This window comes from Oceanobacillus zhaokaii, from assembly GCF_003352005.1.
Classification (GTDB): domain Bacteria; phylum Bacillota; class Bacilli; order Bacillales; family Amphibacillaceae; genus Oceanobacillus; species Oceanobacillus zhaokaii.
Map to the genome: position 1 here is coordinate 3,225,978 of NZ_CP024848.1, position 25,201 is coordinate 3,251,178.

Genomic DNA, 25,201 nt, shown 5'->3' on the forward strand with positions numbered 1-25,201 from the left:
TAAGTTATAGTATAGCATTCCATTTCATTTCCTTTCACAGCCTATCATCTGTCAATCAAAGAAAACTTACCATCTGTGAAGGGTTCTTCCTCTCCACGGATGATAAGTTAAGTAGAACCTGCTATTGATGCAACTGCAACTGTTTACTACCCACCTACACTTTTAAAATGAGGATGTCAACTTTTCATTACACGTAAGACAAAAAATAATCGGTATTGCTAGTAAAGGTTAGGAACTCTACTTTCAAAAATCGGGACATTCTTTCTTACTTCTGAAACGCGCGCCACATCCAAGACTCCCGTGATTGTTTCCTCATTGGTATCAGACCCCTGGCATAGTACTTCTCCCCACGGATCGATTATCATCGATGTTCCCGCATAATCGACGCCATCCAATGACCCGATATTATTAGAAGAAATGACGTACATTTGATTTTCGATTGCTCGAGCAATCTGCAGACTCGTCCAATGTTGTTTACGTGCAGTAGGCCATTCGGCAACGACGATTAATACTTCCGCACCGGCTAATGCTAGGGAACGAGCCAATTCAGGAAATCTTAAATCATAGCAAATAATCAAGCCAATTTTTATTCCATCCAACATAAAGGTTTCTACCTTTTTCGTTCCACCTGTTAAAAATAAAGGTTCATCTAACATTGGAACGAGATGAATTTTACTATATTCATATACTAATTCCCCATGTGAGTTGAACACAAAGCTAGTATTATATATTTTATCTCCTTCCTTGTTCGCAACCGAACCACCAATAATATTGACGTGATATTCACTCGCCAATTTACTTAAAAAAGATTTCGTTGGCTCTCCCATATCATCTGCTAGCACATTTAATTTTGGTAGTGTATAAGATGTCGTCCACATCTCAGGTAGTATAATTGTATCTGGTCGCTCATTTTGTATAACCTCACGTACCCACTTTTCTACCTTATCCTTATTTTGTTTAGGATTACCTGGAATTACCTCCATTTGAAAGACCGAGAACTTCAAACGTCATTACCACCTTTCCATATTTTTCATTTCATCACTTTTAATCGATTTTTTATAATATATTCCCTTTAATATAACCATGATAAGAAATATAAACAATACTCACAATATTTAGCTCCAATTTAATTTTATCACATTCTACTAATGCTCTCAGCCTCTCAATATTCGACTTGTTTTTCTAAGCAAATAAATATGGCAGGGTTGAATACGTGAGGAGTCATGTTGAACATGCCTATAGCAGTTTTAACGCAAAAAAATACCTCTCCGTTTTTTAATGGTGGTGCAACCATAAAGCCTGGAAGGGTACTTCTTATCATCAATATATATGAGATGGCCTAACCTACTTAACATGATGACTGTCAAACTTCAACACGATGTAATGATTATTACCTATCTCAATCTTCTCGTCGTTTCAATATCAAAGAAGTGAACATTGCTAAAGTTAGAGTAGGTTATCTTCATTACTTAAGTTACTAATTGATATCATATCGCACGCTTATTTCAGACATATTATGACCTACCTTTTGGAAGTGACACCTATAGCTAAGGACACCCCGAACAGGCGCCATTCCCTTCACAAATGAAACTTCCTGGCAATTTTCTTTTTGATTCGATCGGGCATGCCATATTTGACATAGATCATGGTTAATAAAACAGGCAGCAACTGCAGGACTGTAGCAATAATCCAATTCATTGGGTCTGTATTCTTTTGATATTTTTGGATGAAAAAGTTAATCCACATAGAAAGAATAACAAGCGCTATAAAGGTAAGCCCGATCACGTTAAATCGTCTAACAGATAACACTCGAATCACGCTCCAGTAACTAATCCCGATAACAGTTACTCCAGTGACAATCGGAAATGCTAATGGTATAAACCACTCTAAGCTGCCATTAAAAGCGTCTAATCCAAATAATAATATTAAAGCATCCAAACCAATGCCGATAATGACTTTATAATAGCTTTGAACATAACCGAACGAAAAGTATACCAAGACCAGACCAGCTAGCATACTTAAGTTACTATATTTTGACCATGTAAACATGTCATTCACTTCATAGTCGATGTAAAACATCAGGCAAACAACGACGAGTACGAATAAGGCTACAAAGATAAAAATCCGATTTAGCACCCTTCTCATGTAAGCCGGATATGGGTTTGCTGTTTCGGGAAATTTCCGGATTCTTATAACCTCTTCACTCTCTTCATTCACTTTTGGGATATGGAAGTTGCATAGTGGGCATGGCCGGTTATCAATTTCTACTTTAATTCCACACTTTGGACAATAGGCCATCTTAATTCTCCTCATCGTTTGTTTCTACAGTTACTTCAATTCCTAGCTCACGAATACTGCGAAAGAACTCCCGCTCAAGCATTCGATCCCTGGATAAATTTCCAAATGAAATATACATATGTTGTTGATAGCTAATCAGCATAGCCTTCACTTTATTTCCTATACTAGGGGGTGGATAACACTCTACCCTTTCAATAAATTTCTCCATTTCACTTGGCACTCGAACAATCCCTAAGTTGGATAAGCCGCTTGTATATTGACCTTCCCCAAAAAAGGAATAAATGGAGGGTGCCACAATATCCTTAATCGGCGACGGCATTAATCGTAAGGCTAAAGATTTCTCGCTGATGACACTGCGTTTGATATATTGCTTTAGTTTTTTCGGTGTCAGTAAGCGGCTAAACTCAATTTTTAACTCTTGGATAATTTCCTCAAATTCATACTTACCTAGCCTTGCATCAATAGTAGGAGTGATACTTACGAAAAAATTCCGCATCGTCTCGCTTTCAAAATAAGAGCGCATATTAACTGGAACATTCATGACAATCAGCCGTTTCCGCCTTGAACTTCTTTCTTGAATTTTTAACAGACTCTGGATATAAACTGCAGTGAGCAAGACAGTAATCGAAACATCATACTCTTTTGCCTTTTCTTTCAATGCTTCCACACTGATAATCCCGGTTACGATATGATAATATCCCTTTTTATCCAATTCAAGCGGAAGTTTAAAGGTATTCCCTAGACGGGATTTCGGCGCGGGAATTTTTTTATCATAATATTTTCGAAAGGCATTCTCTGTTTCTAATCGCAGCTGCTCATTGTTTATGTTCTCTCGTTTGATTGGGATGGATTCTTTTAAATGCAAGTATTGCTTGACGAGTTCATATAAAAACTTCAATCCACCAGTACCATCCGTCATACTATGTGATAGCTCCAAAGCAATTCTGTTGTTATAGTAATATACCCGATATGGGAAAGATCCGCGTTTTTTAATCGATAAACTCATGCATGGATAATATTTTTCCTTTTCTACTCTTGGCATTTCATCCGTTCCTTCAAAATAATACCAAAAGAAACCCTGCTTTAATTGAACCCGATAAAAAGGAAAACGTTCCAATGCAAGTTCAAGTGCCCTTTGTAAGATGCCGGGCTCTACTGGGGAGGTAAGCGTTACGGATAACCTAAATAAAGTGGTCGCCCTGGAAGATATAATAGAGGAATATAGTTTTCCAGCATTATCAAGCCGATACCATGATTTATCATCCTTCAATGCCCTTTGCCTCCTTTTATCATTATTTCCAAGTCATTGTAACATATAGGGTGTTAGGTACCTAATGCTAGCTTGTCCTGCTCTTTAATCAATCTATTCCATAATGACAGTTTGGGAAAGTACCAGCCAGCATAAAATCACTTTTAGAGGAAATAGCTAAAGAAAGATCTTTCATTAAGGAGTATGACATGATTCAGATTATAGCCGTTACGACTGAAAAGGAAATCATAACAAATGTTTCGATTGATGATGTAGACTTCGAAAAGCTTAAATGGTGGTGGATTGATTTTAATGTACCAACTGAGAATGAAGTCGAAAAGCTTGATACAATCCTTCACTTCCACCCGCTTGCAATAGAAGATTGTATCCTTAGTTTGCAGCGACCGAAACTTGATTACTATGATGATTTTTCCTTTTTTGTCGCACATACGATTGGACCCGAATGCTTTGATCAATACGAGATTGACTTTTTTATTGGAGCAAATTACATCGTAACATTCCATAATAATGATTTGGATGAGATAAACCGGGTTTGGAACACTTTTCTGCGTGAGGAGAAAATATTTGATTGGGATGAATACCGTGTTTTCTACGAGATTATGGATAAAGTAGTAGACAACTTTTTCCCGGTTGTTTATCAAATGGAAGATAAAATTAACGAAATCGAGAAGAATCCAGGAAGACAATCGATGGATGTCTTGCTTGATAAATTATTTGATTTAAGACATCAATTACTGGAATTGCGTCATTCGATTAACCCTATACGCGATCTTTTTTATCGAATACTAAATTCACATCATCTGGAAGGAATCAAGGAAAGACGAGAGTATTTTGTTGATATTTATGATCATTTATTAAAGTTATCGGAAATGGTTGATTCTAATCGGGAGGTTACGAACGATATTCGCGATAGTTTCATTTCCCTAAACTCCTACCAGCAAAATAAAGTCATTCAAATACTTACAGTGATTACATCCATTTTTGCACCGCTTACGTTCATTGTCGGTATATATGGTATGAATTTCGCCAACATGCCGGAGTTGAAATGGGACTTTGGCTATTTTACAGTTATAGGAGTAATGCTAGTCTTAGCCATGCTCATGATTGCATTTTTTAAAAAACGAGGCTGGTTCTGATGGTTGCTGTTCAGAATAGTCAATGATACCGAACGTTAACATCGTGGAACAAATTACTTCACTGAACTCCGAGAATATTGCAAAACTCGGGAAGTGACAGGCACCTCTGATACCTCTATAATTAATTCATATGCTATGTTATCAAGTTTCCAACTTAATAATGAAATGTACGAGTTAAAACGAGAGGTGATCATTTTGACAGAATTCACGCATTTTAATGAACAGGCAAGAGCAAAGATGGTTGATATTACAGATAAAGATGAGAGTGCCCGTATAGCGATTGCTCATTCCAGTGTTCGAATGAGTAAAGATGTTTATGAAAATATTACACAGCACCAGAATAAAAAGGGGGATGTGCTTGCTGTTGCACAAGTCGCAGGTATTATGGGCGCCAAGCAAACACCCGCAGTTATCCCAATGTGCCATCCAATCCTGTTAGGTGGCGTAAATCTATCCTTTGAATGGAAATTTAGCGAAAACGATCAATTTGAATTATTAATTGCTGCAGAAGTCAAAACAGTAGGATCTACTGGGGTAGAAATGGAAGCGTTAACCGCTGCATCGATTGCAGCATTAACCGTATATGATATGTGTAAGGCCGTCGACAAAGCAATGATCATCGGACCAACCTACTTACAAGAAAAGAGCGGTGGCAAGAACGGAGATTATATTAGGAAAGATTAATCCTACCGTTAATATGCTGATGATTTCTTAAGTTATTTATTCAATTTATAACCTTTTTCTATGTTTGTGTATTGTAAATAACTTAAAAGGGTTATTATGCCTAAATTATTTTAAGAGAATTATCTACTGTTCCTAATTTATTAAAATAAGAAACTATTCTTATTCAAGATCTTACATCACTTAAGCAATGATATTAGAATTGCCAATAGAGCTTTGGAAATGCGTTATTAAGGGAGCCTAATTTTTATCCTTGGCTTCCTCTCTTTATACCTATCATTTTTTTACTTTTTATGTGAGGTAAATTAGGAGCACTTATAATAATGAGGCTTAATATTAAAGAGGGCTATAGAGAATACATTTAAGTCAGTTTTATTATGTAAGAGGGTGAATTGAATTTCACTGCTTATGTTTTATACCTTCTTCTTTCGCTAATGAGGATGTTTTCGCTAAGAATATAATTAAGTTATTATTCCATACTAAGAGTTATAGAAAGAAATTATTAAGAGCTTTGGAGGTGAGATGTGATGGAAAAGAAAGGTGAAATTGGTCAAGTCGAAGGGATAAAGAAGATGAAAAAAGAAGGCAATAAATCAATGGGAACAAGTAAAGATATCACTCAATCTGAAAAATTACGCTACAAAAATGCAGATAAAATTTATGAATAAATGATTTTAAAAACAGTGCTGGAAATTAACACATTTTTCCACCAACAGAGGGAAGACATATTTTATTTACCGATTTACTCTTGGCCAATTATCTATGGTTACCGTAGACTGATAGATGGGGCTATCCAGCAAGAGGAACGTACCGCTGATAATCATCGATACCAATGAATCCTGCTTATGCAAGCCCCCATAAATCTGATTTTAGAAATTAAATTCACTTCAAAAATAAAACAAGGTTTCGCGGATACTTTACTGTTTCTTATTTATCTTCCACTTGGATCGTATTCATCATATGTTAGCCTTGTAACACTAGTTGATTCACCTTTTTCAATTTCAGACTTCGTTGCTTTTTCTCCATACGAATCTTCAGGATTTATACCTGGAGCAACAGTCGGATCTTCCGCAAGTAACTTTTTTTCTCGTTTATCCATATCCTCATCCCTCCATTCCTGATATCAAATAAAATCATTCCGTCTTTAGTCTGTGTTAATTCTGACTAAAAATAGACCTTAATTTAATCCTTAGAGTATCCAATATTATTATCTTTAATCACCCAAATGATGATGGAAAAAACTACATTAAACAAAGACAATAGGGTATTTTAATTGAAATAAACTTATCAAATTAGAGTTGTTTGGGTTTTGGATTTAGGTAAAAGAACTGGGTGAGAATTACTCTAGGCGCTTGCAAGAAAATAATAAGTATATTTTCGACAAAAAATCAAATACTTCAATTGACCATGAAATTCAATTTAGGAGGGGTCAGGGATGACAGTTATATCACAGGTTAAGCAGACAATTGCTGGATTAAAGAGTGCCCAGGCAAGTTTTGAAACATTTGCACTTGAAACAGATAATAAACAGGCACAACAGCTGTTTCAAAATGCTGCGCAGCAAACACAGGCAGTCTTACAAAATGTAGAGCCAAGAGTCCAGCAAATGGAGCAAGAGGAACCCCAATATAAACAGTAAGATGCCAGAGGCTGGATAAATCAGCCTCTTAATAAAATCATTTGTGCAATGCACTCAAATTGACTAGGCATTGAAAACAATATAACGGACACTACGACCATAGATGACCACCTTACCAGATACCCAAAAGCTAGCACCATTTCATTTTCTTCTTCATGTCATCCACCTTATATTCAGATATAAATTGTTTTATAATGTCTTTTTGAATCTTTCTCAAATTATTACGACAACCTGGAATTATAATCCTCTAAATGGGGGACTTTATATAAGATATTTTTACGTTGGATGTTAAATTGTAAAAAGAAAGATGAATATCCAACAAGATCTTAATCAGATAATCTCATAATTTATATGTCTAACCTTTTAGGTTATAGCATGAAAAGGCGCCTTCCCAATACAGGAAAGCGCCTTTAATTTAATGGATTAACGGTCATTTTGTCTGTTTTTTTCCTTGTTTTGGTTATTCTCTGCAAGAAATTCCTCCGCGAACTCCACATTGTATTTTGTTTTAAAACTGTTTACAATTGTCTCCTTTTAGTAGTCCCTTGAATACAGTATAAATGTCTAGTTTAGAGGAGGAGGAATAAAATGGAAACTAATAAATCTGGATATCCTAATCACCTTGCATGGCATGAAACGCTTGAATTGCATGAACTTGTTGTCTTTCAAAGTATTGGATTAATGAGACTTAAAGAGTTTATCTCTGAAGTAAAAGATCCTGAGCTTTGCTCCATTTATGAACATATCATTCTAGGGCTTGAAAGGAATCTGCAGGAACTTCTTCAATTTTACCAATTTGCACCCAGGAATGAGGACGAAGAAGATTTAAGGAACTTGGAAGATGGCTTTTTCGGGTGATTTATTAGCTTTTGCCAAAACTGCTGTCCGGAACTATTCGATAGCTATTACAGAAACAGCTACTCCAATTTTAAGGGAAACACTAAATAAGCAGTTACAAAAAGCTATAGAAATCCATGGAATGGTATATTCCTATATGTATAAGAAAGGTCTATATCCTTCTTATGATTTAGAAAAGTTATTACGCAATGATATTAGGGTTGCCAATAAAGCTTTGAAAATGCCTTATTAAAGAATCTTGTTCACTGCAAACAGGCTCCCTCACTTTTTTAAGTTAAATTTTTTTTACTTTATATTAGGTAAAATAGAGGGACAAAGGTTATAAAAAGGAATAGATAGGAAGGTGCATTCATATTTATTTGCGTCTTCCTTTTTTATGCAAAGAAAATAAAATTAGTGCTAATTTAATTCATTGGTCTCAAATCTAAAACTTCTGGGTTGTCCCTAGATTATTAAAAATATGTCAGTCTCGTTTATTTGATAATCTATTCCGGACAGCTAGGCAATAGTTCACCACTTGACTAAACCTCTGAAGAATTTAGGAGATTAATTGAAGCTTACAACATAAGGATGGAAAATTCGGCGTCCTAACACACACATTTACACGTATACATAAACCTGTATTTACATTTCTACAATGATTAATGAATAAATGAACGTATTTTCTATTGATATTATTCCATAAACTCCCTGATTGTGAAGATGTTACGCATAGACTGTTTTTATATGTTGAAAAATATTGTTGGCTTTAATTTAATTTGGTCAAATAAAAGAATGAAAGAGCAGCCAAATGGCTACTCTTAATTAATAATTCACCTTGATTAAGCTTGGTGACTCCTGATGCTTATCTATTAACCTCTATTGCTGTGGATGACCAACAATCCTCTCGAAGTGCTTGAAGAGGCGGTCTTCTTGTTTCAACGGTCCTCTCATTTAGAAGATTCCTAAGATGTTTTACATGGTCTCCGGGGGCGTGCGTTCGGACACAACCTTTCCTTCAATACACGATCTAGTTCTTTTTGGTGCTGGTGGAAGCATTCGAACTTCATGTAGATGATTTCAAGTGCAAGAATATCACCCACGCTACCATAACCTTCAAAACCAGAAGCTTTATAATTTATTCGGATTTAAGAAATCCACCGTATTATTTAATGCAAATCACAAGATAATTACTTTTTTGATTCCTGATTTGTTATACGGAAAGGGCATTGACCACTTCTTGGTTCTGTGTCATCTGTTATAATATACTGTTTCCATTCCCTGTAACCTTCATCCCCGTATCCTCCTAAATCTGGATGAAATGGGAGTTTTTCAATAGATTCCACCCTTGACCTGATTAGCTTGATAGCTTTTTCTCCGCGATTTGTTTTGTAAGAGATACCACTAAAAATTCTCCTAGGTTGGAAGATTAAGATAAGGCTGTTTCCGATATTTCTCGTAATTCTGCGTTTATATCCAGGCATGTTAGCCGAAACAAAAATTGGTTCTCCATCATAACAAAATTCCCAATTGGCGTCATCCGGATGTATGGAGATATCCTTACACCATTCAACCTCATCATGCTCATGTAAGTAATTTAAAATATCCCAAAAATAAGTTTCATAATAAGCAAAAGGTTTTTCTAGAATCTCTGGTTTTATAAAAATAACAAAGGCATGCCTATTCTTGCTTCCTCTTGATAGCTTTAGAAATTCTCTTAGGACATGCGGCAAAGAATGAAAATCATCGTTTTCAATATAAAAATACCTTAAATGACCCATTCTTTCAGCAACTGTTCCATATGGGCAAGGAAATCCTTTGTCAGAAACCACTTTTTTCCAATGGGCATATTCTTTTTTAAACCAATTGGGGATAGACTGATTGCCATCCTCAATATCTGTTGTCGTTAGTATGGATGAAGGGGTTAACATCTCTATCTACATCTCCCTTAAATATTGATAGCATTCTAAGAAAAGCCCCTAAACTACATAAATATGGGCTTTTGCTATATTGTATGGAAGAAGACCTTTCTGGGTACCCTTTTCGCATAATTTTTTCCACCTTCATTTAACGATTGAATGAACTTTATTCCAAAGATACAGCTATCATTGAGTTTAATGAAAACGAATTTAAAAAGAGCAGCCAAACGGCTACCCTTTAAATGGATTCAATCTCTGTTATTCCCTCTTTAATGGCTTGTTGCTATGGTATGAGGAAAATGCTTATCATCCCCTTTTAGCTGTACAGAAAAAAGCTCGATCTGCTCGATTTTGGCCACGGCTCGCTCGATTCAGTGCGGACCTCGCTCGTTCCGGCGCCCGGTCCGCTATCATCCTCTCGCCCGGTTAATAAACAATAGAAGGATAAAGGAAAAGCTGATGCTGATTAGTACATAATACCAGGCGACATCTGTTCTTCCCGATTCGATCGCTAAATAAATTGCGGTGGGAATCGTTTGGGTACGACCTGGGATATTGCCCGCAAACATAAGGGTTGCACCGAATTCGCCGATGCTTCGGGTAAACCCGAGGATGATTCCTGCCAAAATTGAACGATAGGATAGCGGGACAATGATGAGGAAGAGCAATTTCCAGTTGGATGCGCCATCTACTTTTGCTGCACCAATTATATTTGAATCAACCGAGAGAAAGCCTGTTTTGATTGATTGATACATAAGTGGGAAGGCAACGATAGCTGCAGCGATAATTGCAGCAGGAACGGTAAATAAAATACTGCTCCCTGCCATTGCTTCAATTGCTCTTCCTACTGGACTGTTATTGCCAAAAATAATGATTAGCATAAAGCCGATTACCGTTGGCGGTAAAACAAGGGGCAAAAAGAAGATTGTTTCGAGAATTGCCCTTCCCTTCACCCTTCCGCCAGCAATCCAATAAGCAGCGATGATTGCTAAGACAAACGTGATGCAGGTTGCGATTGTTGCGACATATAGTGAGAGCTGTACTGGATGCCATGACCACTCCATTACTAATTCACCGGTGCTTCCGTATCAAAACCATTTTTTGCAAACACTTTCATGCTATCTTCATTTTGCATATATCGATAGAAACGCTCCACTGCTTCTGCTCTTGCATCATCCTCCTGATTATCTTTAAGGGATGCGGCAAAGTATTCAATTTCCTCATGGAGACTAGGGTCAACTTCCCATACGATTTCTACTTTCTCTTCCCCGTACAAATCACTGCTGTAAACCATCCCCAGCTTAACCCCCCCTTCTTTGACAACGTTCAGCACCTGCCTTACATCCTTTGTAAAGACGATGCGGCCTTGCAGCTGTTCCCAAACTCCGAGTTCCTTCAATGCTTGCTCAGCATACGTTCCAGCAGGTACTGCCTCAGGTGTGCCAATCGCTATTTTCCCATCTGAATTAATAAAGTCGTCCAATGAATTCATTGGTCCATCATCTTGCTGAAGGAACACTAATTTATTGCGAAAAATGGCGGATCCTTCTTTAACAAACCCGCCTTCCGCTAACAGCTGATAGTCCTTTTTAGAGGCAGAAAAGAAGAGATCGATTGGTGCCCCTTGTTCAATTTGCTTGCGCAGTGTACCAGAACCGCCGAAGTTATATGTAACCTTAATATCCGGATTTTCTTTTTCAAATGCCTCTGTTATTTCGTTTAAACTATCTGTCATACTAGCTGCAGCCGAAATTGTAAGCTCTATTTCTTCAGTCACATCGCTACTAGAACCTGATGCTTGTCCACAGCCAGTGACAAATAAGATAAAAATTAATAGAATGAATGGTAGTTGTTTCATTATTCTTGCTCCTTCACTTTAGTAAATCTTTCGTAATTTCTTTCACAGCATGTACGAGTTCAGGCAGAATCAATCTTTCCATCGCTAATTTTACCGCACCTGTTGAACCAGGTGTCGCAAAGATGATACGGTTATTCACAACGCCAGCGATTGCTCTGGATAACATACTTGCAGTTCCAATATCATACTGATAGCTCAAATAACGAAAAAGTTCTCCATAGCCTGGCAATTCCTTATCCAGTAACGGCTGAATCGCTTCGATTGTCACATCACGCCCGGAGATTCCAGTACCTCCATTTACAAGCACGGCATCAATATCTTCTAGTTGAACTGCATGCTCCATTGTATTTGTAATCGTCTCCTTGTCATCAGGAATAATCGTATAGTAATTTATTTCATGTCCTGATTCCTCAAGTAATGCTTTCATTAATTTCCCGCTTTTATCTGTTTCTTCATTCCTTGTATCGCTTACCGTCACGACTGCACATGACACTTTCATAGCATGCTGTTTATGAAGTTCGTTTGACATCGTTATTCCCCCATTACCTCACGATTACTTTAAAGCAGAAAGCGTGCTCACTTTATATATTTCTCGTAATCTACTTGTGAATTAACATTAATAAAGGCTTGTTCATCCTTGATGGAAAGATAATGTACATTTAGATCTTCTAATACCTTCTCAACTGAACGTAACCCACGATCTAACTTACTTTTTATCAACCCTTTTACATTATGATGATAGAGAGCTATGAGTGGTTGTTTCTTTCCTGCAACAACTGGAATGACTGCATCCACATTTGGCTCAATGTTAGAGAGCAGCAACTCGATAACCGCCTGATCGATAAACGGAACATCAATTGGACTTACGATATACCAGTCAGCAGAATATTTTTCCATTGCCGAATAAATACCAGCAAGTGGTCCTTGTCCTGCATATTCCGTGCAATCACTTATTATCTCTCCAGTAAAACCCTCTTGAGAAAAAACAGGGGAAAGCTTTGGATTTGTGACAAGAACAAGCTTAGAAGTATAAGACTCGAGCGCCTTAGCTGAATACGTATAAAAGGAGTTCCCTTCCCTCTTAGCAAAAGCTTTCGGTGAACCGAATCTCCTTGACTGGCCACCTGCTAGAATTACACCGATAAACTCCATTTCCATGCCTCCTCGTTTGCGGGAAAATTCACAATATCGTAATTTACTTAACTACAATCGTCACATTGCAATGATAAAATAAAAGTATATTAAACGAGATGAAGGAATTGCATAAAGCTTATTAAGCTCAAAATCTCATAAACCCCTAATTTCAGCTGGACTTAAAAATATTCTAAATGATATCGGAACAAATCATAAAATCGAACAGGACACCTTTCTTTACCATGAAGGATCAGATGCCCATGTAATTTATGTACTTAAAAGTGGACTCGTACAAATTTCTGTGCAGCTACTCGTGAAAGTGTGAACAGAATGCTTGTTGAGCTGCGCAAACTAGATGTCATCTCCATCGATAAGAAAGGCAGAATATTATTAAAGGACCTTGCTTATCTAAGAGAAGAAATTGGCTGTTAAAATTGCCCGATTGAAATATGTAATATTAATTAATTCCTTTAGTTATAAATGTTTCGAGAACCCAATCACAAAATCGCTCTAATTGTGTTCGTTTAAAAACCGGGTAGGAAGAAGACTTTACCGGTAAGGAAGTGATTACAGCTGCAATGTTCATTGCTTCTTCTAATAGAATTAGGTCCTCTTCCTTGTTTATTAATACGACCTTCTTGTAATTGTCCCGCTTAAATCCTTCTATAATCAATACGTCGATATGGAGAATCTCATAGATGCCAACCATTTGCTCCAAGCTCCAGCCATGCTGCCTCGTCAATTGCAGCATCCCTTCTCCTTCAACTCCGGAAACAATTGCTCCAGCCTGCTGATGCTTCGAGCTATCCGTATTTTCTATCCCTAAAGGCAAGCCACCATGACCATGATGCTTAAGGGAAGCAACTTGAATTCCCTGTTGTGATAATACCTCAATTAGCTTCTTAGCTATCGTCGTTTTCCCGCTATTTTTGTAGCCAATAATTTGGATAACTTCCATTTTTACGACTCCTGTTCGTTCACCTTTAAAAGTAGTCGAGGGTTCTTTTAATTCCTTTGAACGAATTGGACTATTGGTCCCCTCACCTCGATAAATTTTTGAATATCAATTTTTTATCCTCCACTGACAGGTGGAATAAAGGCTACAATATCTCCCGCTGTAACTTTACTTTCATTCCTTGCATACTCTTCGTTCACTGCTGTCATAACATGATCAAGCTCTAGTAATGGGTAGTCTTGTTGTAATGCTGTTTTTAATTCCTTTACTGTCAATTGTTCGATCGGAAATTCAATACGATCTTTCCCAACAGATTCCTGTAAATGTGCAAATAATAAAATTGTTATCATCATTCAACATCCTTTACATTAGGTTTGCCTGATTCATAAGGCACCTTTTCTAATTGATCGCCAATCCATGTTTCCCCATCGCTCCAGTGTTCCTTTTTCCAAATTGGGACAATCTGTTTAATTCGTTCGATCGCATATTCATTGGCTTCATATGCCGCTTTGCGATGTGGAGATGATACGGCAATGACAACAGCAATCTCCGAAATATCCAGCCGACCGATCCGATGTGTTATGGCGATTTTTGTATCTGGCCATTTTTCGCTGATCTCTTCCCCTATTTCGGCAAGCATCTTAACGGCCATCGGTATATATGCTTGATACTCTAAATACATCGTTTGCTTACCCCTAGTCCACTCTCTAACCGTGCCAATAAATGTTGTAATCGCGCCAGCTTCTCTCCGTTCGACCTTCTGAATAACAGCGTCGATTTGAATCGGCGCCTCGGCAATTTCAAACAGCTTCTCATTCATGTGTCTTCGGCTCCTTCGTGAATTTATCTCGGTATTAACAAGGGCTTCGAATGTCGTTCCCTCTTGATCCTCCAATAATATTACCGCGACTTCCATCCCCTTCTCATACCCTTTCGTGCCACCTGGTAAATTGATAAGAATATTTGCTTCTGCTAAAGAGGATACGACATTGGATTTGTCCAGGCCAACAGGTGTTGCGACCAACTTCCCGTCTTGGTAGGTGATATGCCCCCGTACAAACCGGTCAAAAGGATTTGCTTTGGCAAAATTCCCGCCAAGAAAAGCCATTTCCTTTTTCAAGAAGGGACGTGAGGCATGCAAATATGTACGAATAATTGGTCTCGTAAAAAGTTCAAAGCCAACGTAACATGCAGATGGATTTCCTGAAAGACCAAACAATAACTTGCCATCCTTCTCGGCAACCGTGGTCACACTTCCAGGGCGCATCGCAATTTTATTGAACAGCACGTTCGCTCCTATTTTCCCATAAATAGCAGGGAGATAATCATAGTCGCCAACAGAAACGCCACCCGTTGTAATTAATATATCAACCTTCGCCAATGCATCCCGCACTTGATGGAAGCATGTATCGAGATCATCACAAAATTGCCCAAAATAAATTGGCACAGCTCCTGCTCTCACTACTTGTGAATAAATCATGTATGCATTACTATTTCTAATTTTCCCTGGCTGTAAAGGTTCATCAAGCTCAAGCAGTTCACTACCTGTAGCAATAATACCTACTTTCGGCTTCACACTAACCGGAACACGCTTATAGCCAAACGTCGCAAGGACTGCCACAACGCCGGGAGTAATATAGGTGCCTTTTTTCGCTACTGTCGTTCCTTTTTTCGTATCCTCTCCTGCAAAGGAAATATTATCATTTTCCTTTATTTTCCGTTTCAGTATGATGTAGGGCTCGTTATCACTCATTTCTTCCTTTACGATTTCAAGCATCACAACCGCATCACAGCCAGCAGGAATTTGAGCTCCGGTCATAATTCGAACCGCTTCGTTTTCCTGAACAGTTTCTGGAAAAACACTGCCGGCGCCAATTTCTCCCACAACTTTTAATGTTATCGGATTTGTCCTTGACCCTTCTGCTGTGTCGCTTGAGCGAATGGCAAACCCATCATATGGCGACCTGTCAAAAGGCGGGACATGATGATCTGCAATGATATCCTCCCCAAGAAAACGGCCATAGCTCTCCTCGATATGTACATATTCCACACTGCCAGCCGTTTTGAACTCCATTAGGCGTGAAATTGCTTCATTTACTTTAATCGGTCTTCTTCTTTCCATAATGATTCACCTTCATCCTACTAATTGATAATAGATTTTTTTTGCATTTTCAATTGAATCTGTTCCATGAATTAGTGTCCTGCCATCCTGGAAGAAAACGACTCGATAAGACTGATAATCCAGCGATAATAAAAAATCATTCCCTTTTACTTGCCCGACTGACTTCAAATGGTTTGCAAGCTCTGCTAATTGCATTTCCCGATTTGCACGGATTTGTACTGTGTTCCTTCCACAAAGTATTTCTGTTTTTGTTGTCGCTTCGTAATGTAAATACGGGTAAGTTGCGTCCATTCCACATGCAGGACATGCACTGTCCATCGCTTTGTCCACTTTTATCATCTGATAATGATTATTCCAAAGGTCGAATGTAACGAGCGTTGTTCTTAACGAATCGCTATCTCCAATTAAAAGCTTCAGCGCTTCGGTCGTTTGATGTGCAACTACCATTTGTACCGCAGGAGAAATAATCCCAGCAGAATCACATGTTGCTCCATTCGGTGGTGCAGCATCCAATAAACAGTGTAAGCATGGCGTTTGCTTTGGCAAAATGGTATAACTCATTCCGGTACTGCCAACGCAAGTTCCATATATCCACGGAATATGAAGCTGCTGAAGCAGATCATTCATCATGAGGCGAGTGTCAAAATTATCCGTTGCATCAATAACGAGATCAACCTCTTTTAGAAGTGGGCGCAATGTGACAGCAGTTGCATCGAGAATATGTGCTTCAATCAGGACATTAGAATTGATTGCCTCAAGCTTCGACTTAGCTGCAATCACCTTAGGAATCTGATCAATTGCATCCTGTTCCGTGAATAAATGCTGCCTGTGCAAATTACTAAATTCAACATAGTCACGATCAATTATCGTTAGCTTACCAATCCCCGCACGCACTAGATTTTCGGCATTTGCCGTTCCTAATGCACCACAGCCGAGTATGAGGATATGCTTCTCGCCAATCTTCTGCTGACCAACCGTACCAATAGGTTTAAATAACTTCTGCCGAGAATATCTATCTGCCATCATTTTGATTCCTTTCTATTAAAAGTTCTGCTTATTAACCGCCGATATAGGACATTTCTATCTTCTTCTTATTTTTAGCCGATTCTTCCGTACGTTCATCCGAATAACGATCATTACGATTATTCCAAATATTCACAATGAATGACTTTATATCATCATTCGTTTTTTCGGAACGGAGCAGCTCTCTAAAGTCAAACCCGCTTCCTGAAAACAAGCAAGTATACATTTTTCCATCAGCAGCAATCCTTGCCCTTGTACACGTTGAACAAAACGATTCGGAAACAGACGTGATGAACCCGACCTCGGAATCTGTCCCAACGTAGCGATAGCGTTTAGCAACCTCGCCTATATAAGCTGGATCAACTGGTTCTAAATTGAATACGTTGCTTAGCTCTTGAAATATTTCCTTCTTCGTGATGACTTTGCTAAAGTCCCAGCCGTTTGTTTGACCTACATCCATAAATTCGATATACCTTAGTGTCACTCCTCTTTCTTTAAAGTATCTCGCCATCGGCACAATTTCGTTGTCATTCATTCCCTTTTTGACAACCATATTTACTTTTACCTCTAACCCGACTTTTTTCGCCTTCTCGATTCCTTTTAAAATCCGATCTGGTCCGACGCCACTATCATTGATAGATTTAAATGTCGCCTCATCTAATGCATCGAGACTAACATTTACCCGTTTTAATCCAGCATTCTTTAACTTCTCTGCCATCACACCAAGTAGGGAGCCATTCGTAGTTAACCCAATATCCTCTAACCCTGCAATATTCGTTAATTTATTTATTAAAACTGGCAAATCTCTTCGCAGCAAAGGCTCTCCGCCAGTTAATCTAATTTTCTTAACCCCTAATTCTACAAAAATAACTGCTAATCTCTCTATCTCTTCAAAGCTAAGCAGTTGATCCTTAGGCATAAACGCAAAATCTCTGCCAAAAATCTCTTTTGGCATGCAATACGTACATCTGAAATTACAACGGTCAATAACAGAAATACGCAGATCCTGAAGTGGACGTCCAAATTTATCTGTAATCATAGCCAAATAGATCATCGCTCCTTCCAACTTATTTAGTGAACTTGGTTGTCACCATGCTGTTACTAGCAAACAAGCCAATCCCAGATTGTAAAATATGTCACACTGTAATGAGTATGTTGATGATTTTGTTATTTTGCAAAATTACAAATTGTAACTTTAATATTATCATAAAAGCGCATTCATTACTATTAGAGACAAAAAAGGGCGGGACTTGGGGACAGGTTCCTGGTCCCAATAATTAGTAAGGAGAGGTAGCCCCTGGTCCCAAGTTAATAAGAAGAGGTATGAATTATGCTTTTAATTTTTCAAGCTTTTGCTTATCAAACCCCTTAACAATTAACCAGACTGCCAAACTCATCTCATAAACTCCCACTGGCAAGGCTGTGAGACCTTTTACTGCAGAGAGGGAGTCTATGATGCCAAACATGTCTAATAAACCAGATATGAATACCATAACGGCAGTACCCATCCCAAATACCGCTAACGGCTTTGGAACTAAACCTGTTCTAAAAAGTAAATAACTGTACATGATTGTATTCAAGCCCAGCATCAAATTTGGACCTAATACCATAATCCATCGATGAAAAGATTGCAGCATTAAACCTGCAGCATGAAGATTTTCACTTGCTATGCTGCCTGCTTCAACATACATACTTAACTGCAATAAACTTAATATACTTACCACTCCTACAGAAATAAAAACAGCTTCCATAAATCGAAAGCAAAGATACCCTAATGCAATATGTTCATTCCAACGACGGATATAAGGAAATAGCATGATTGCTGTCCCAACTGCAGCAGCTACAAGCAAAAGATCATTTAGTACGCCAATTAAAATCTTCGTTTCAAACCCAGTTTCCACAGTCATAAACCATTGTTCTGACAATATCGGCTGGTAAGAAATAACAGCTATAATTGAAGTGACCGCAGCTACGATATACAAAATACCTATGATAATTCCATTCATTCTATCTTGTTTCAACCTCTTTACCCCCTTGAAAAAATAATTATTTGCTTAACTACATTTATATGTCCCATGCGGAGTTATTATGGTTCAAAGGCAGACGCTTCGTTTTTTTGATAACAAAAAATCCTCTAATCCATTTAGTGTGATAGAATCACATAGTAATGGACGAGGATATATTACGATCACTTATTCTACAGCTAGCATCTTCACAAACTTATTTCTTAGATTCTTCTTTTCTTTGGATTATGATTGCTTGTATAAAAATCGATGATTCCTGCTAGTGCTTCTTCCAATAGCTAGGTACTTTTTCTAATAACTTAAACCCTTTTTCATTTTGCACTTCTGCCCTTTCCAAATCCTTCTCACGTTTATTTTCATAGCAATATGCTAAACGTATCAAGGTTAAGCCTTTTTCTTCTTTACAATTCTCCCTGCTGCATAAAACATACTTATATTCAGAATTAAAAACAATTATATAGCTACTGCTCTTTGATAAATCAAGCGACTTCCTCTTTTTTCACATTAACAAGATTCGCTTGGACAAGTCTTCTTCTAACCGTTATCCCAATCCAGCTTGCTAGATAAGCTTTGATCAACCCAACGACTATAAATGGATATACCCCTGCTACAAGAGCTGCATTCCAACTTAAATCCAAAACAAATTTTAACTGAACTGTACCGAAAAATAAGGTTACAACCATTCCTACAATATTTGCAATAAGTGCCATAGGTATTGTGAATCTTGTTTTTTCTAAAATTAGTCCTGTAATAAAAGCGGCCGCAATAAACCCAAAAATATAACCACCAGATGGACCAACCAGTACTTGCGGCCCTCCGCTAAAGCCACTGAATACAGGAAGACCTACAGCGCCAATTGCAGCATAACAAACCATTGCTAATGCGCCTTGACGCGACCCAAGAATTGTTGCTGCAATACCAACAGCCAGGGTTTGCCCACTTATTGGAATAAGCGGAAGGGGAATTTCTACTTGTGCTAAGATCGCTGTTACCGCAGCAAAGATGGCACAGTTTAGAATAACTCTTAGTTTCTTGCTTTGATTATTCATTCTACCAGCTCCTTTTCAATTACCGTTCTAAACACATTTTAAATTTTCGGATAATAGGATTATAGTAAACTAAAAAAGTATTGTCAACCAGTTTTCCAATTAGTTTACAATGTTTCGTATCTGGTAAACTTTGTAAGAGAGTTATCAACGATGTATCAAAACACTCTATATAGTATTTATACAGCGAAACTATTAATATCCAATTTCCACATGACAGGGACAATGGGTTAAAAATAATGGCCTCGAAAAAGGATTCCTCTCCTCCTTCTTATGCCATCTCGACAAATTGTGACATAATTCGGGGATTGACAGGCACCTCGTATCCATATTTAACCTAATAATTATTTTAATAAAGGGTAGCTTTTTCGCTATCACGTGTTATAATAAGATTAACTTATTGATGTTCGTTTTAGCAAAACAAGATATTTGTAATAACTTCTTAGTGATTATCTTCGTCTTGAATTATTATCTTGAACCAAAAAGTAATAAACGTGCTATAAAGCACATGGAGGAATTTTTTTATGAGTAAAGGTACAGTAAAATGGTTTAACGCAGACAAAGGCTTCGGTTTTATCGAAGTTGAAGGTGGAGAAGATGTATTCGTACATTTCTCAGCAATTCAAAGCGAAGGTTTCAAATCATTAGATGAAGGCCAAGAAGTTACTTTTGATATTGAAGAAGGTAACCGTGGACCACAAGCTGCAAACGTTGAAAAAGCGTAAGTAAATACATGAAAGCTCTTCTCGTGTGAGAAGAGCTTTTTTATTTTAGTTTTTTTCAGGAGTGCTAAATTGAATATAAGCAATCAGACAGAGACTGTGTAATTAATTACAAGGAAATAATGCAATTACACAGTATGAATGCTATACTTACTGAATCAATAATTGGATCAAAAGGAGTTAAGCAGCAGATGAAATATTATACATCTCACATGAAAAAACTAGTTATGGCCAATGAAGATTTACAAGTAAAGTTGAAAAAAATAATGAAAGAGCATGATCTTGAGAAAAGCTTTGCACTTAAGGCTTTGTACCATGCTGAGGTTGCTTCAGGCGGTAAATATCAGGAAGCATACCGGGAACTTGACTTGCCCAATAGGTAGGTCTTTTTTTTTTGTGAATTTTTCTGAACAAATGGATGCTCCTTATGGTGGTACAGTAGAAGAAAAAGTTCTAGAGTAATGTTGTATTAGAAAAGTAAAAGAGGAATAACCGCCTGAATTGCTGTCACTCTTTCACATAATTAAGTGATTAATTCTCAATCTAATAGAGAAGCCATCCAATAGCACTAAAATTAGATAAAAAAGACCGAGTGTCTCTACCACTCGGTCTATGCCTTAGATTTTTTGTGGAACGAGGTGCCTGTCCCCACGTCCCAAAATCACCCTACATTAACCAACCCTGCTGCGACACCATTGATTGTCAGCAACACATCAGTTACCAGATCTTCTGGCGGGTTTTCTGTTTTTCTTAATTTCCGGATCAAATCCACTTGCAGGAAATTAAGTGGATCGACGTATGGATTGCGAAGATGAACAGACTCTTGTATATTTGGCGAATGGCTAAGTAATGCTTCATTACCGGAAATTTGCAGCACTGCCTCTTTTGTTCGTTCGTATTCATCAACAATATCTCCAAATATCCGTTTTGCCACTGCAGAATCCTCGACTAATTCTAAATACTCCTTGGCACTAGTCATATCACCTGTAAGCAGGGCCTTTTGCAGATTATTGATTGTTACATGGAAGAATGGCCATTTTTTATACATTGTTTGCAGGATTTCCAAATTACCATCTTCCTTCTCAATGAAGGTTTTCAAACCTGTGCCTGCTGCATACCAAGCAGGGATCATATGTCTGGATTGTGTCCAGGCAAATACCCAAGGAATAGCACGCAAGTCTTCAAACCGTTGACTGTTTTTCCTGCTCATCGGCCGTGAGCCGATATTTAATGCATCTAATTCTGTTAGTGGTGTTGCCTGATGGAAATATGTCAGGAAGTCGGGATCGCCAAACACAAGCGATTGATATTTTCTCAAAGCCTTTTCTGACATGGCTTCCATTGCCATTTCCCATTCCGGTTTTCGCAGTTCTACCTTATCAGGGACACTTGAAGCTCTAGCACTTGACTCAAATAATGCAGAAGCCGCCTGCTCCAGATTTCGATAGGCGATATCTTTGAGTAAGTATCTGGAAGAAAGCACTTCTCCCTGTTCCGTGATTTTTACGCCATCTCCTAAAGTCTCCACTGGTTGAGAAAGGATACTCGTATTCAATGAACCGCCTCCGCGGCCTAATGATCCGCCGCGTCCATGGAAGAATTTCAAATGAATGTCGTTTTGCCTTGCGATGCGATGGATTTCTTTCTGGGCTTTAAATAACTCCCAGTTTGCACTTAATGTACCCCCATCTTTGCTCCCATCCGAATAACCAAGCATGATTTCCTGATGCTCATTGCGTGCTGCGAGCTGTTTGCGATATATATCTGTTTCAAATAATGCTCGCATGATTTCTGGTCCAGCTTTCAAGTCATCGATTGTTTCCAATAATGGTGCAACATCAAGATCACTTTCCACTGTTCCATTTGGGTTCAGACGATAGAGTCCCGCTTCTTTAGCAAGTACTAAAACTTCCAGAAGGTCACTTGGAGCCTCCGTCATACTGATTAGATAAACCTCGATCGCACGTTTGCCGAATTTTTCATGAGCACGTTTGATCATTCTAAAAACATCCAGCATTTCCTGAGTTGCTTTAGAATATCGATCATTGGAAAGCAGCAATGGTCTTGGATCGTTCAAGACTTGAATCAATACCGTTTGTTTCTCTGCTTCTGTAAGAGCGGCATAATCATCTGCAACATGAACGGCGTTTAGAATTTCATGGACTGCCGCTTCGTGTTCTCTGCTATGGTTTCGGATATCCAATGTTGCTAAATGGAATCCAAACATCTCGACTTGACGGATTAATTTTCGAATGGATTTCAACTTCTTAGTTCTTGGTAAATGTGCCTCTGCACTCTCCAGGATCTTTTTAAGGTCATCCGCTAACTGCTCTTTATTATGATAACCACGGGCTGATTTTCCTATTTCACGCAGGCGTTTTAGAATAACTCTAAATTTACGTCGATAGATCTCCGACTTGATACGCCATCGCTCATCCTCATTTAAATAAGTGTTCTCATCAACCTTCACCTGATCGATAAATTGCTGATCAATGGAATTGCGTTCACTCGATTGGCTAAACCGCTTGAATAACTCAACAAGGGACGTTTCATATTTCTTCAATATCAGTGCCTGCTGCATTTCTAATGTCTTCCAAGTGATTTCTGGTGTCACATACGGATTTCCATCCCTGTCCCCACCAATCCAGGAGCCGAATCGGATAAAATTCGGTACCTCCCAGTCTTTCTCAGAAATCTGTTCCTCTAACTCCATCTCCAATTCCCAAAATATATCTGGCAATGTATCAAATAATGTATGTTCGAAATAATAAAGGCCATTTTTCACTTCATCCAACACTTCTGGTTTCTTGTGCCTTAATTCATCGGTATGCCATAAAGCCAAGACCTCATTAAATAAGCTATCTTTTAAAGATGCTTTTTCCTTTTTTGTGATTAGCGGGTTGTCCAATTTCTGTAAATTTTCAGATATTCGTTTTTGTATTCCTAATACAGTTCGCTTCGTTGCCTCTGTTGGATGAGCCGTCATGATCAATTCGATCGATAAATCATCTAGCACATTCTGAATCTCATCATCGGTGAGGGAGTATTCACTTACCTTACTGACTGCTTTTTCCAGGGAAAAGGATTGACTTGTTCCCTCTTCAAGTAAATACTGGCGTCTGCGTCTGATGCGGTGGTTTTGCTCCGCAACATTAATTAAGTGAAAATAGATAGAAAAAGCACGAATCACCTGCTGACGCATTGGGACTTTTAAATTGCTGATTTCTTTTTTTAGTGCCATATATGTCTCTTTATCGAATTTTTTACGGATACTTTTTGTCATTTCTCGTATTGTTTCGACTTTATCAAATAGCTCTTTACCACCATGGAGGACCAAAATTTCGCCTAAGATGTTTCCAAGCATATTGACATCGTTCTGCAATAAGCTATTTTTATCGATTGTCTCTAACATTTTTCCCCCTCCTTCGTTATAATATTACAATTATACCATTTATATTAATATTTAATAAAGTCTAAATATAAAGGTTCCCGATTTCGGGACACAGGGACAGGCACCCTGACCCACATTCTTCAACAATATTGTTTTAATGATTCTCCCCTGTATCCAAAGAAGGTAAAAAAGACCAAGTGTCCCTAACACTCAGTCTAAGCCATTTTTTGAGACACGGTGCCTGTCCCCTAAGGCAATAAATACAGTAAAACACAAAAATAATGACAAATCGTGCCAATTAATACAAACAAATGCCAGACAAGATGATGATAACGAAAACCTCGCCAAACATAAAAAATTGCACCAAACGTATAAAACAATCCACCAACAACTAGTAATACTACTCCATTAGGAGCAAGATTTTCTATAATTTGCCTCCATCCGAGGACAACTATCCAGCCCATTAATACGTAGAGCAATGTAGAGGTATGGAGAAACTTCTTAGTAAAAAAGGCTTTGAAAACAACTCCACCAACCGCTATCCCCCAGACGATACCGAACATCGTCCAACCAAGTGTTCCTTGAATCACATGGAAAATAAATGGGGTATAGGTTCCAGCAATGAATAAATAAATCGAGGAATGATCGAAAATCTCAAATAAATCCTTTGCCTTTCCTTGGGGCAGTGCATGAACCAATGTAGAGGAAATATATAGTATGACCATCGTTGTGCCAAAGATCGTAAAACTAACAATATGCCAGGCCGTTCCGTTCATAGTGGCGGCAACTATTAATACGACTAAGCCTACGATACTGAATAATGCCCCAATTCCATGCGTAACTGCATTTGCAATTTCTTCGCCTTTTGAAAAAATATGTGTATTTGCCACTTTCATCATTCCCTAGTTCAAATTTCTGCTCTCGTCGCACTAAAAAAATTTTCAAAACCCGATTGTTTTTAGCACTAAAGATTTAAAATGCACATTAAACGCGGGCCCACAGAAAAGCTGCGTTGCTTATACTAAGTATAACAGAAGGACAAAGATTGGTAATGGCTACACATTGCACAAAAAAATATCTCCACGTGGAGATATTTTCTTTCGACAAATTATTACAAAACTCGGGAAGTGACAGGCAGCATCTAAG

24 protein-coding genes and 3 pseudogenes are annotated in these 25,201 nt (G+C 38.1%); 8 read left to right on the forward strand and 19 right to left on the reverse strand.

What is annotated here, in order from left to right; translation table 11 throughout:
• Positions 1–218: 218 nt before the first annotated feature.
• The 3 genes from CUC15_RS16110 to CUC15_RS16120 all read right to left on the reverse strand — a co-directional run bounded on the left by CUC15_RS16110 (position 219) and on the right by CUC15_RS16120 (position 3,568).
• On the reverse strand, positions 219–1,004 hold the full coding sequence (locus CUC15_RS16110; protein WP_114917645.1) for a carbon-nitrogen family hydrolase: 786 nt from the start codon (positions 1,002–1,004) through the stop codon (positions 219–221).
• Between the two features lie 574 nt (positions 1,005–1,578).
• A complete protein-coding gene (locus CUC15_RS16115; RefSeq protein ID WP_114917646.1) occupies positions 1,579–2,298 on the reverse strand; it encodes a DUF6320 domain-containing protein in 720 nt (239 codons plus the stop codon).
• Between the two features lies 1 nt (position 2,299).
• Positions 2,300–3,568, reverse strand: coding sequence for an alcohol acetyltransferase (locus CUC15_RS16120; protein ID WP_114917647.1), 1,269 nt, complete (start codon positions 3,566–3,568; stop codon positions 2,300–2,302).
• A gap of 188 nt (positions 3,569–3,756) precedes the next feature.
• Here CUC15_RS16120 and corA point away from each other — a divergent pair, with 188 nt between their 5' ends.
• The 3 genes from corA to CUC15_RS20150 all read left to right on the forward strand — a co-directional run bounded on the left by corA (position 3,757) and on the right by CUC15_RS20150 (position 6,053).
• Positions 3,757–4,704: a magnesium/cobalt transporter CorA gene (gene corA / locus CUC15_RS16125; protein ID WP_114917648.1), complete on the forward strand. Its 948-nt coding sequence runs from the start codon at positions 3,757–3,759 to the stop codon at positions 4,702–4,704.
• Between the two features lie 195 nt (positions 4,705–4,899).
• A complete protein-coding gene (gene moaC / locus CUC15_RS16130; protein WP_114917649.1) occupies positions 4,900–5,388 on the forward strand; it encodes a cyclic pyranopterin monophosphate synthase MoaC in 489 nt (162 codons plus the stop codon).
• A 524-nt stretch (positions 5,389–5,912) separates the two neighbouring features.
• Positions 5,913–6,053: a hypothetical protein gene (locus tag CUC15_RS20150; protein ID WP_162800338.1), complete on the forward strand. Its 141-nt coding sequence runs from the start codon at positions 5,913–5,915 to the stop codon at positions 6,051–6,053.
• A 263-nt stretch (positions 6,054–6,316) separates the two neighbouring features.
• On the opposite strand, the gene CUC15_RS20295 is transcribed toward CUC15_RS20150, so the two are convergent.
• Positions 6,317–6,484, reverse strand: a complete 168-nt coding sequence (locus tag CUC15_RS20295; RefSeq protein ID WP_205317617.1) for a hypothetical protein — start codon at positions 6,482–6,484, stop codon at positions 6,317–6,319.
• A gap of 336 nt (positions 6,485–6,820) precedes the next feature.
• On the opposite strand from CUC15_RS20295, the gene CUC15_RS16135 reads away from it, so the two are divergent.
• The gene (locus CUC15_RS16135) at positions 6,821–7,024 is read left to right on the forward strand and encodes a DUF1657 domain-containing protein (protein WP_114917650.1); all 204 of its coding nucleotides are present in this window, start codon (positions 6,821–6,823) and stop codon (positions 7,022–7,024) included.
• A gap of 588 nt (positions 7,025–7,612) precedes the next feature.
• Positions 7,613–8,114, forward strand: a pseudogene (locus CUC15_RS20865) (spore coat protein).
• 937 nt (positions 8,115–9,051) lie between these two features.
• Here the strand turns inward: CUC15_RS20865 and CUC15_RS16145 are convergent.
• The 5 genes from CUC15_RS16145 to mobA all read right to left on the reverse strand — a co-directional run bounded on the left by CUC15_RS16145 (position 9,052) and on the right by mobA (position 12,790).
• Positions 9,052–9,792 (reverse strand): YqcI/YcgG family protein, encoded by a 741-nt coding sequence (locus tag CUC15_RS16145; RefSeq protein ID WP_114917651.1) that lies wholly within the window; start codon positions 9,790–9,792, stop codon positions 9,052–9,054.
• A 398-nt stretch (positions 9,793–10,190) separates the two neighbouring features.
• A complete protein-coding gene (gene modB / locus CUC15_RS16150) occupies positions 10,191–10,844 on the reverse strand; it encodes a molybdate ABC transporter permease subunit (RefSeq protein WP_114917652.1) in 654 nt (217 codons plus the stop codon).
• Between the two features lie 2 nt (positions 10,845–10,846).
• A complete protein-coding gene (gene modA, locus CUC15_RS16155; RefSeq protein WP_114917653.1) occupies positions 10,847–11,638 on the reverse strand; it encodes a molybdate ABC transporter substrate-binding protein in 792 nt (263 codons plus the stop codon).
• Positions 11,639–11,651: 13 nt separating this feature from the next.
• Complete coding sequence (locus tag CUC15_RS16160; RefSeq protein WP_114917654.1) at positions 11,652–12,167, reverse strand: MogA/MoaB family molybdenum cofactor biosynthesis protein; 516 nt, start codon at positions 12,165–12,167, stop codon at positions 11,652–11,654.
• Between the two features lie 47 nt (positions 12,168–12,214).
• Complete coding sequence (gene mobA / locus CUC15_RS16165) at positions 12,215–12,790, reverse strand: molybdenum cofactor guanylyltransferase (RefSeq protein WP_162800339.1); 576 nt, start codon at positions 12,788–12,790, stop codon at positions 12,215–12,217.
• A 282-nt stretch (positions 12,791–13,072) separates the two neighbouring features.
• On the opposite strand from mobA, the pseudogene CUC15_RS16170 reads away from it, so the two are divergent.
• Positions 13,073–13,204 (forward strand): annotated as a pseudogene (locus tag CUC15_RS16170) (helix-turn-helix domain-containing protein); the annotation flags it as partial.
• 25 nt (positions 13,205–13,229) lie between these two features.
• On the opposite strand, the gene mobB reads toward CUC15_RS16170, so the two are convergent.
• The 8 genes and pseudogenes from mobB to CUC15_RS16205 all read right to left on the reverse strand — a co-directional run bounded on the left by mobB (position 13,230) and on the right by CUC15_RS16205 (position 19,945).
• A complete protein-coding gene (gene mobB, locus CUC15_RS16175; protein WP_114917657.1) occupies positions 13,230–13,730 on the reverse strand; it encodes a molybdopterin-guanine dinucleotide biosynthesis protein B in 501 nt (166 codons plus the stop codon).
• A 113-nt stretch (positions 13,731–13,843) separates the two neighbouring features.
• Complete coding sequence (gene moaD, locus CUC15_RS16180; protein WP_114917658.1) at positions 13,844–14,077, reverse strand: molybdopterin converting factor subunit 1; 234 nt, start codon at positions 14,075–14,077, stop codon at positions 13,844–13,846.
• The gene (locus CUC15_RS20155) at positions 14,077–14,547 is read right to left on the reverse strand and encodes a molybdenum cofactor biosynthesis protein MoaE (protein ID WP_162800373.1); all 471 of its coding nucleotides are present in this window, start codon (positions 14,545–14,547) and stop codon (positions 14,077–14,079) included. Before CUC15_RS20155 ends, moaD begins: the two co-directional genes overlap by 1 nt.
• A gap of 54 nt (positions 14,548–14,601) precedes the next feature.
• Positions 14,602–15,849 (reverse strand): annotated as a pseudogene (locus CUC15_RS16185) (molybdopterin molybdotransferase MoeA); the annotation flags it as partial.
• A 12-nt stretch (positions 15,850–15,861) separates the two neighbouring features.
• Entirely contained in the window at positions 15,862–16,872 is a 1,011-nt protein-coding gene (locus tag CUC15_RS16190; protein ID WP_114917660.1) for a MoeB/ThiF family adenylyltransferase, read from the reverse strand.
• A 34-nt stretch (positions 16,873–16,906) separates the two neighbouring features.
• Entirely contained in the window at positions 16,907–17,911 is a 1,005-nt protein-coding gene (moaA, locus tag CUC15_RS16195; RefSeq protein ID WP_114918481.1) for a GTP 3',8-cyclase MoaA, read from the reverse strand.
• Positions 17,912–18,200: 289 nt separating this feature from the next.
• Positions 18,201–18,893, reverse strand: a complete 693-nt coding sequence (locus CUC15_RS16200; RefSeq protein ID WP_114917661.1) for a DUF4386 domain-containing protein — start codon at positions 18,891–18,893, stop codon at positions 18,201–18,203.
• Between the two features lie 482 nt (positions 18,894–19,375).
• Positions 19,376–19,945 carry a biotin transporter BioY gene (locus CUC15_RS16205; protein ID WP_114917662.1) on the reverse strand — a complete coding sequence of 190 codons (570 nt, stop codon included), beginning with the start codon at positions 19,943–19,945 and terminating at the stop codon, positions 19,376–19,378.
• Positions 19,946–20,466: 521 nt separating this feature from the next.
• Here CUC15_RS16205 and CUC15_RS16210 point away from each other — a divergent pair.
• Together CUC15_RS16210 and CUC15_RS16215 are read left to right on the forward strand one after the other, a co-directional pair.
• Positions 20,467–20,667, forward strand: a complete 201-nt coding sequence (locus tag CUC15_RS16210; protein WP_114917663.1) for a cold-shock protein — start codon at positions 20,467–20,469, stop codon at positions 20,665–20,667.
• 188 nt (positions 20,668–20,855) lie between these two features.
• Positions 20,856–21,047: a hypothetical protein gene (locus tag CUC15_RS16215; protein WP_114917664.1), complete on the forward strand. Its 192-nt coding sequence runs from the start codon at positions 20,856–20,858 to the stop codon at positions 21,045–21,047.
• Between the two features lie 278 nt (positions 21,048–21,325).
• Here the strand turns inward: CUC15_RS16215 and ppc are convergent, their stop codons facing one another.
• Both ppc and trhA read right to left on the reverse strand, forming a co-directional pair.
• On the reverse strand, positions 21,326–24,076 hold the full coding sequence (ppc, locus tag CUC15_RS16220) for a phosphoenolpyruvate carboxylase (RefSeq protein ID WP_114917665.1): 2,751 nt from the start codon (positions 24,074–24,076) through the stop codon (positions 21,326–21,328).
• A 227-nt stretch (positions 24,077–24,303) separates the two neighbouring features.
• Positions 24,304–24,945: a PAQR family membrane homeostasis protein TrhA gene (trhA, locus tag CUC15_RS16225; protein WP_114917666.1), complete on the reverse strand. Its 642-nt coding sequence runs from the start codon at positions 24,943–24,945 to the stop codon at positions 24,304–24,306.
• Between the last annotated feature and the right edge of the window lie 256 nt (positions 24,946–25,201).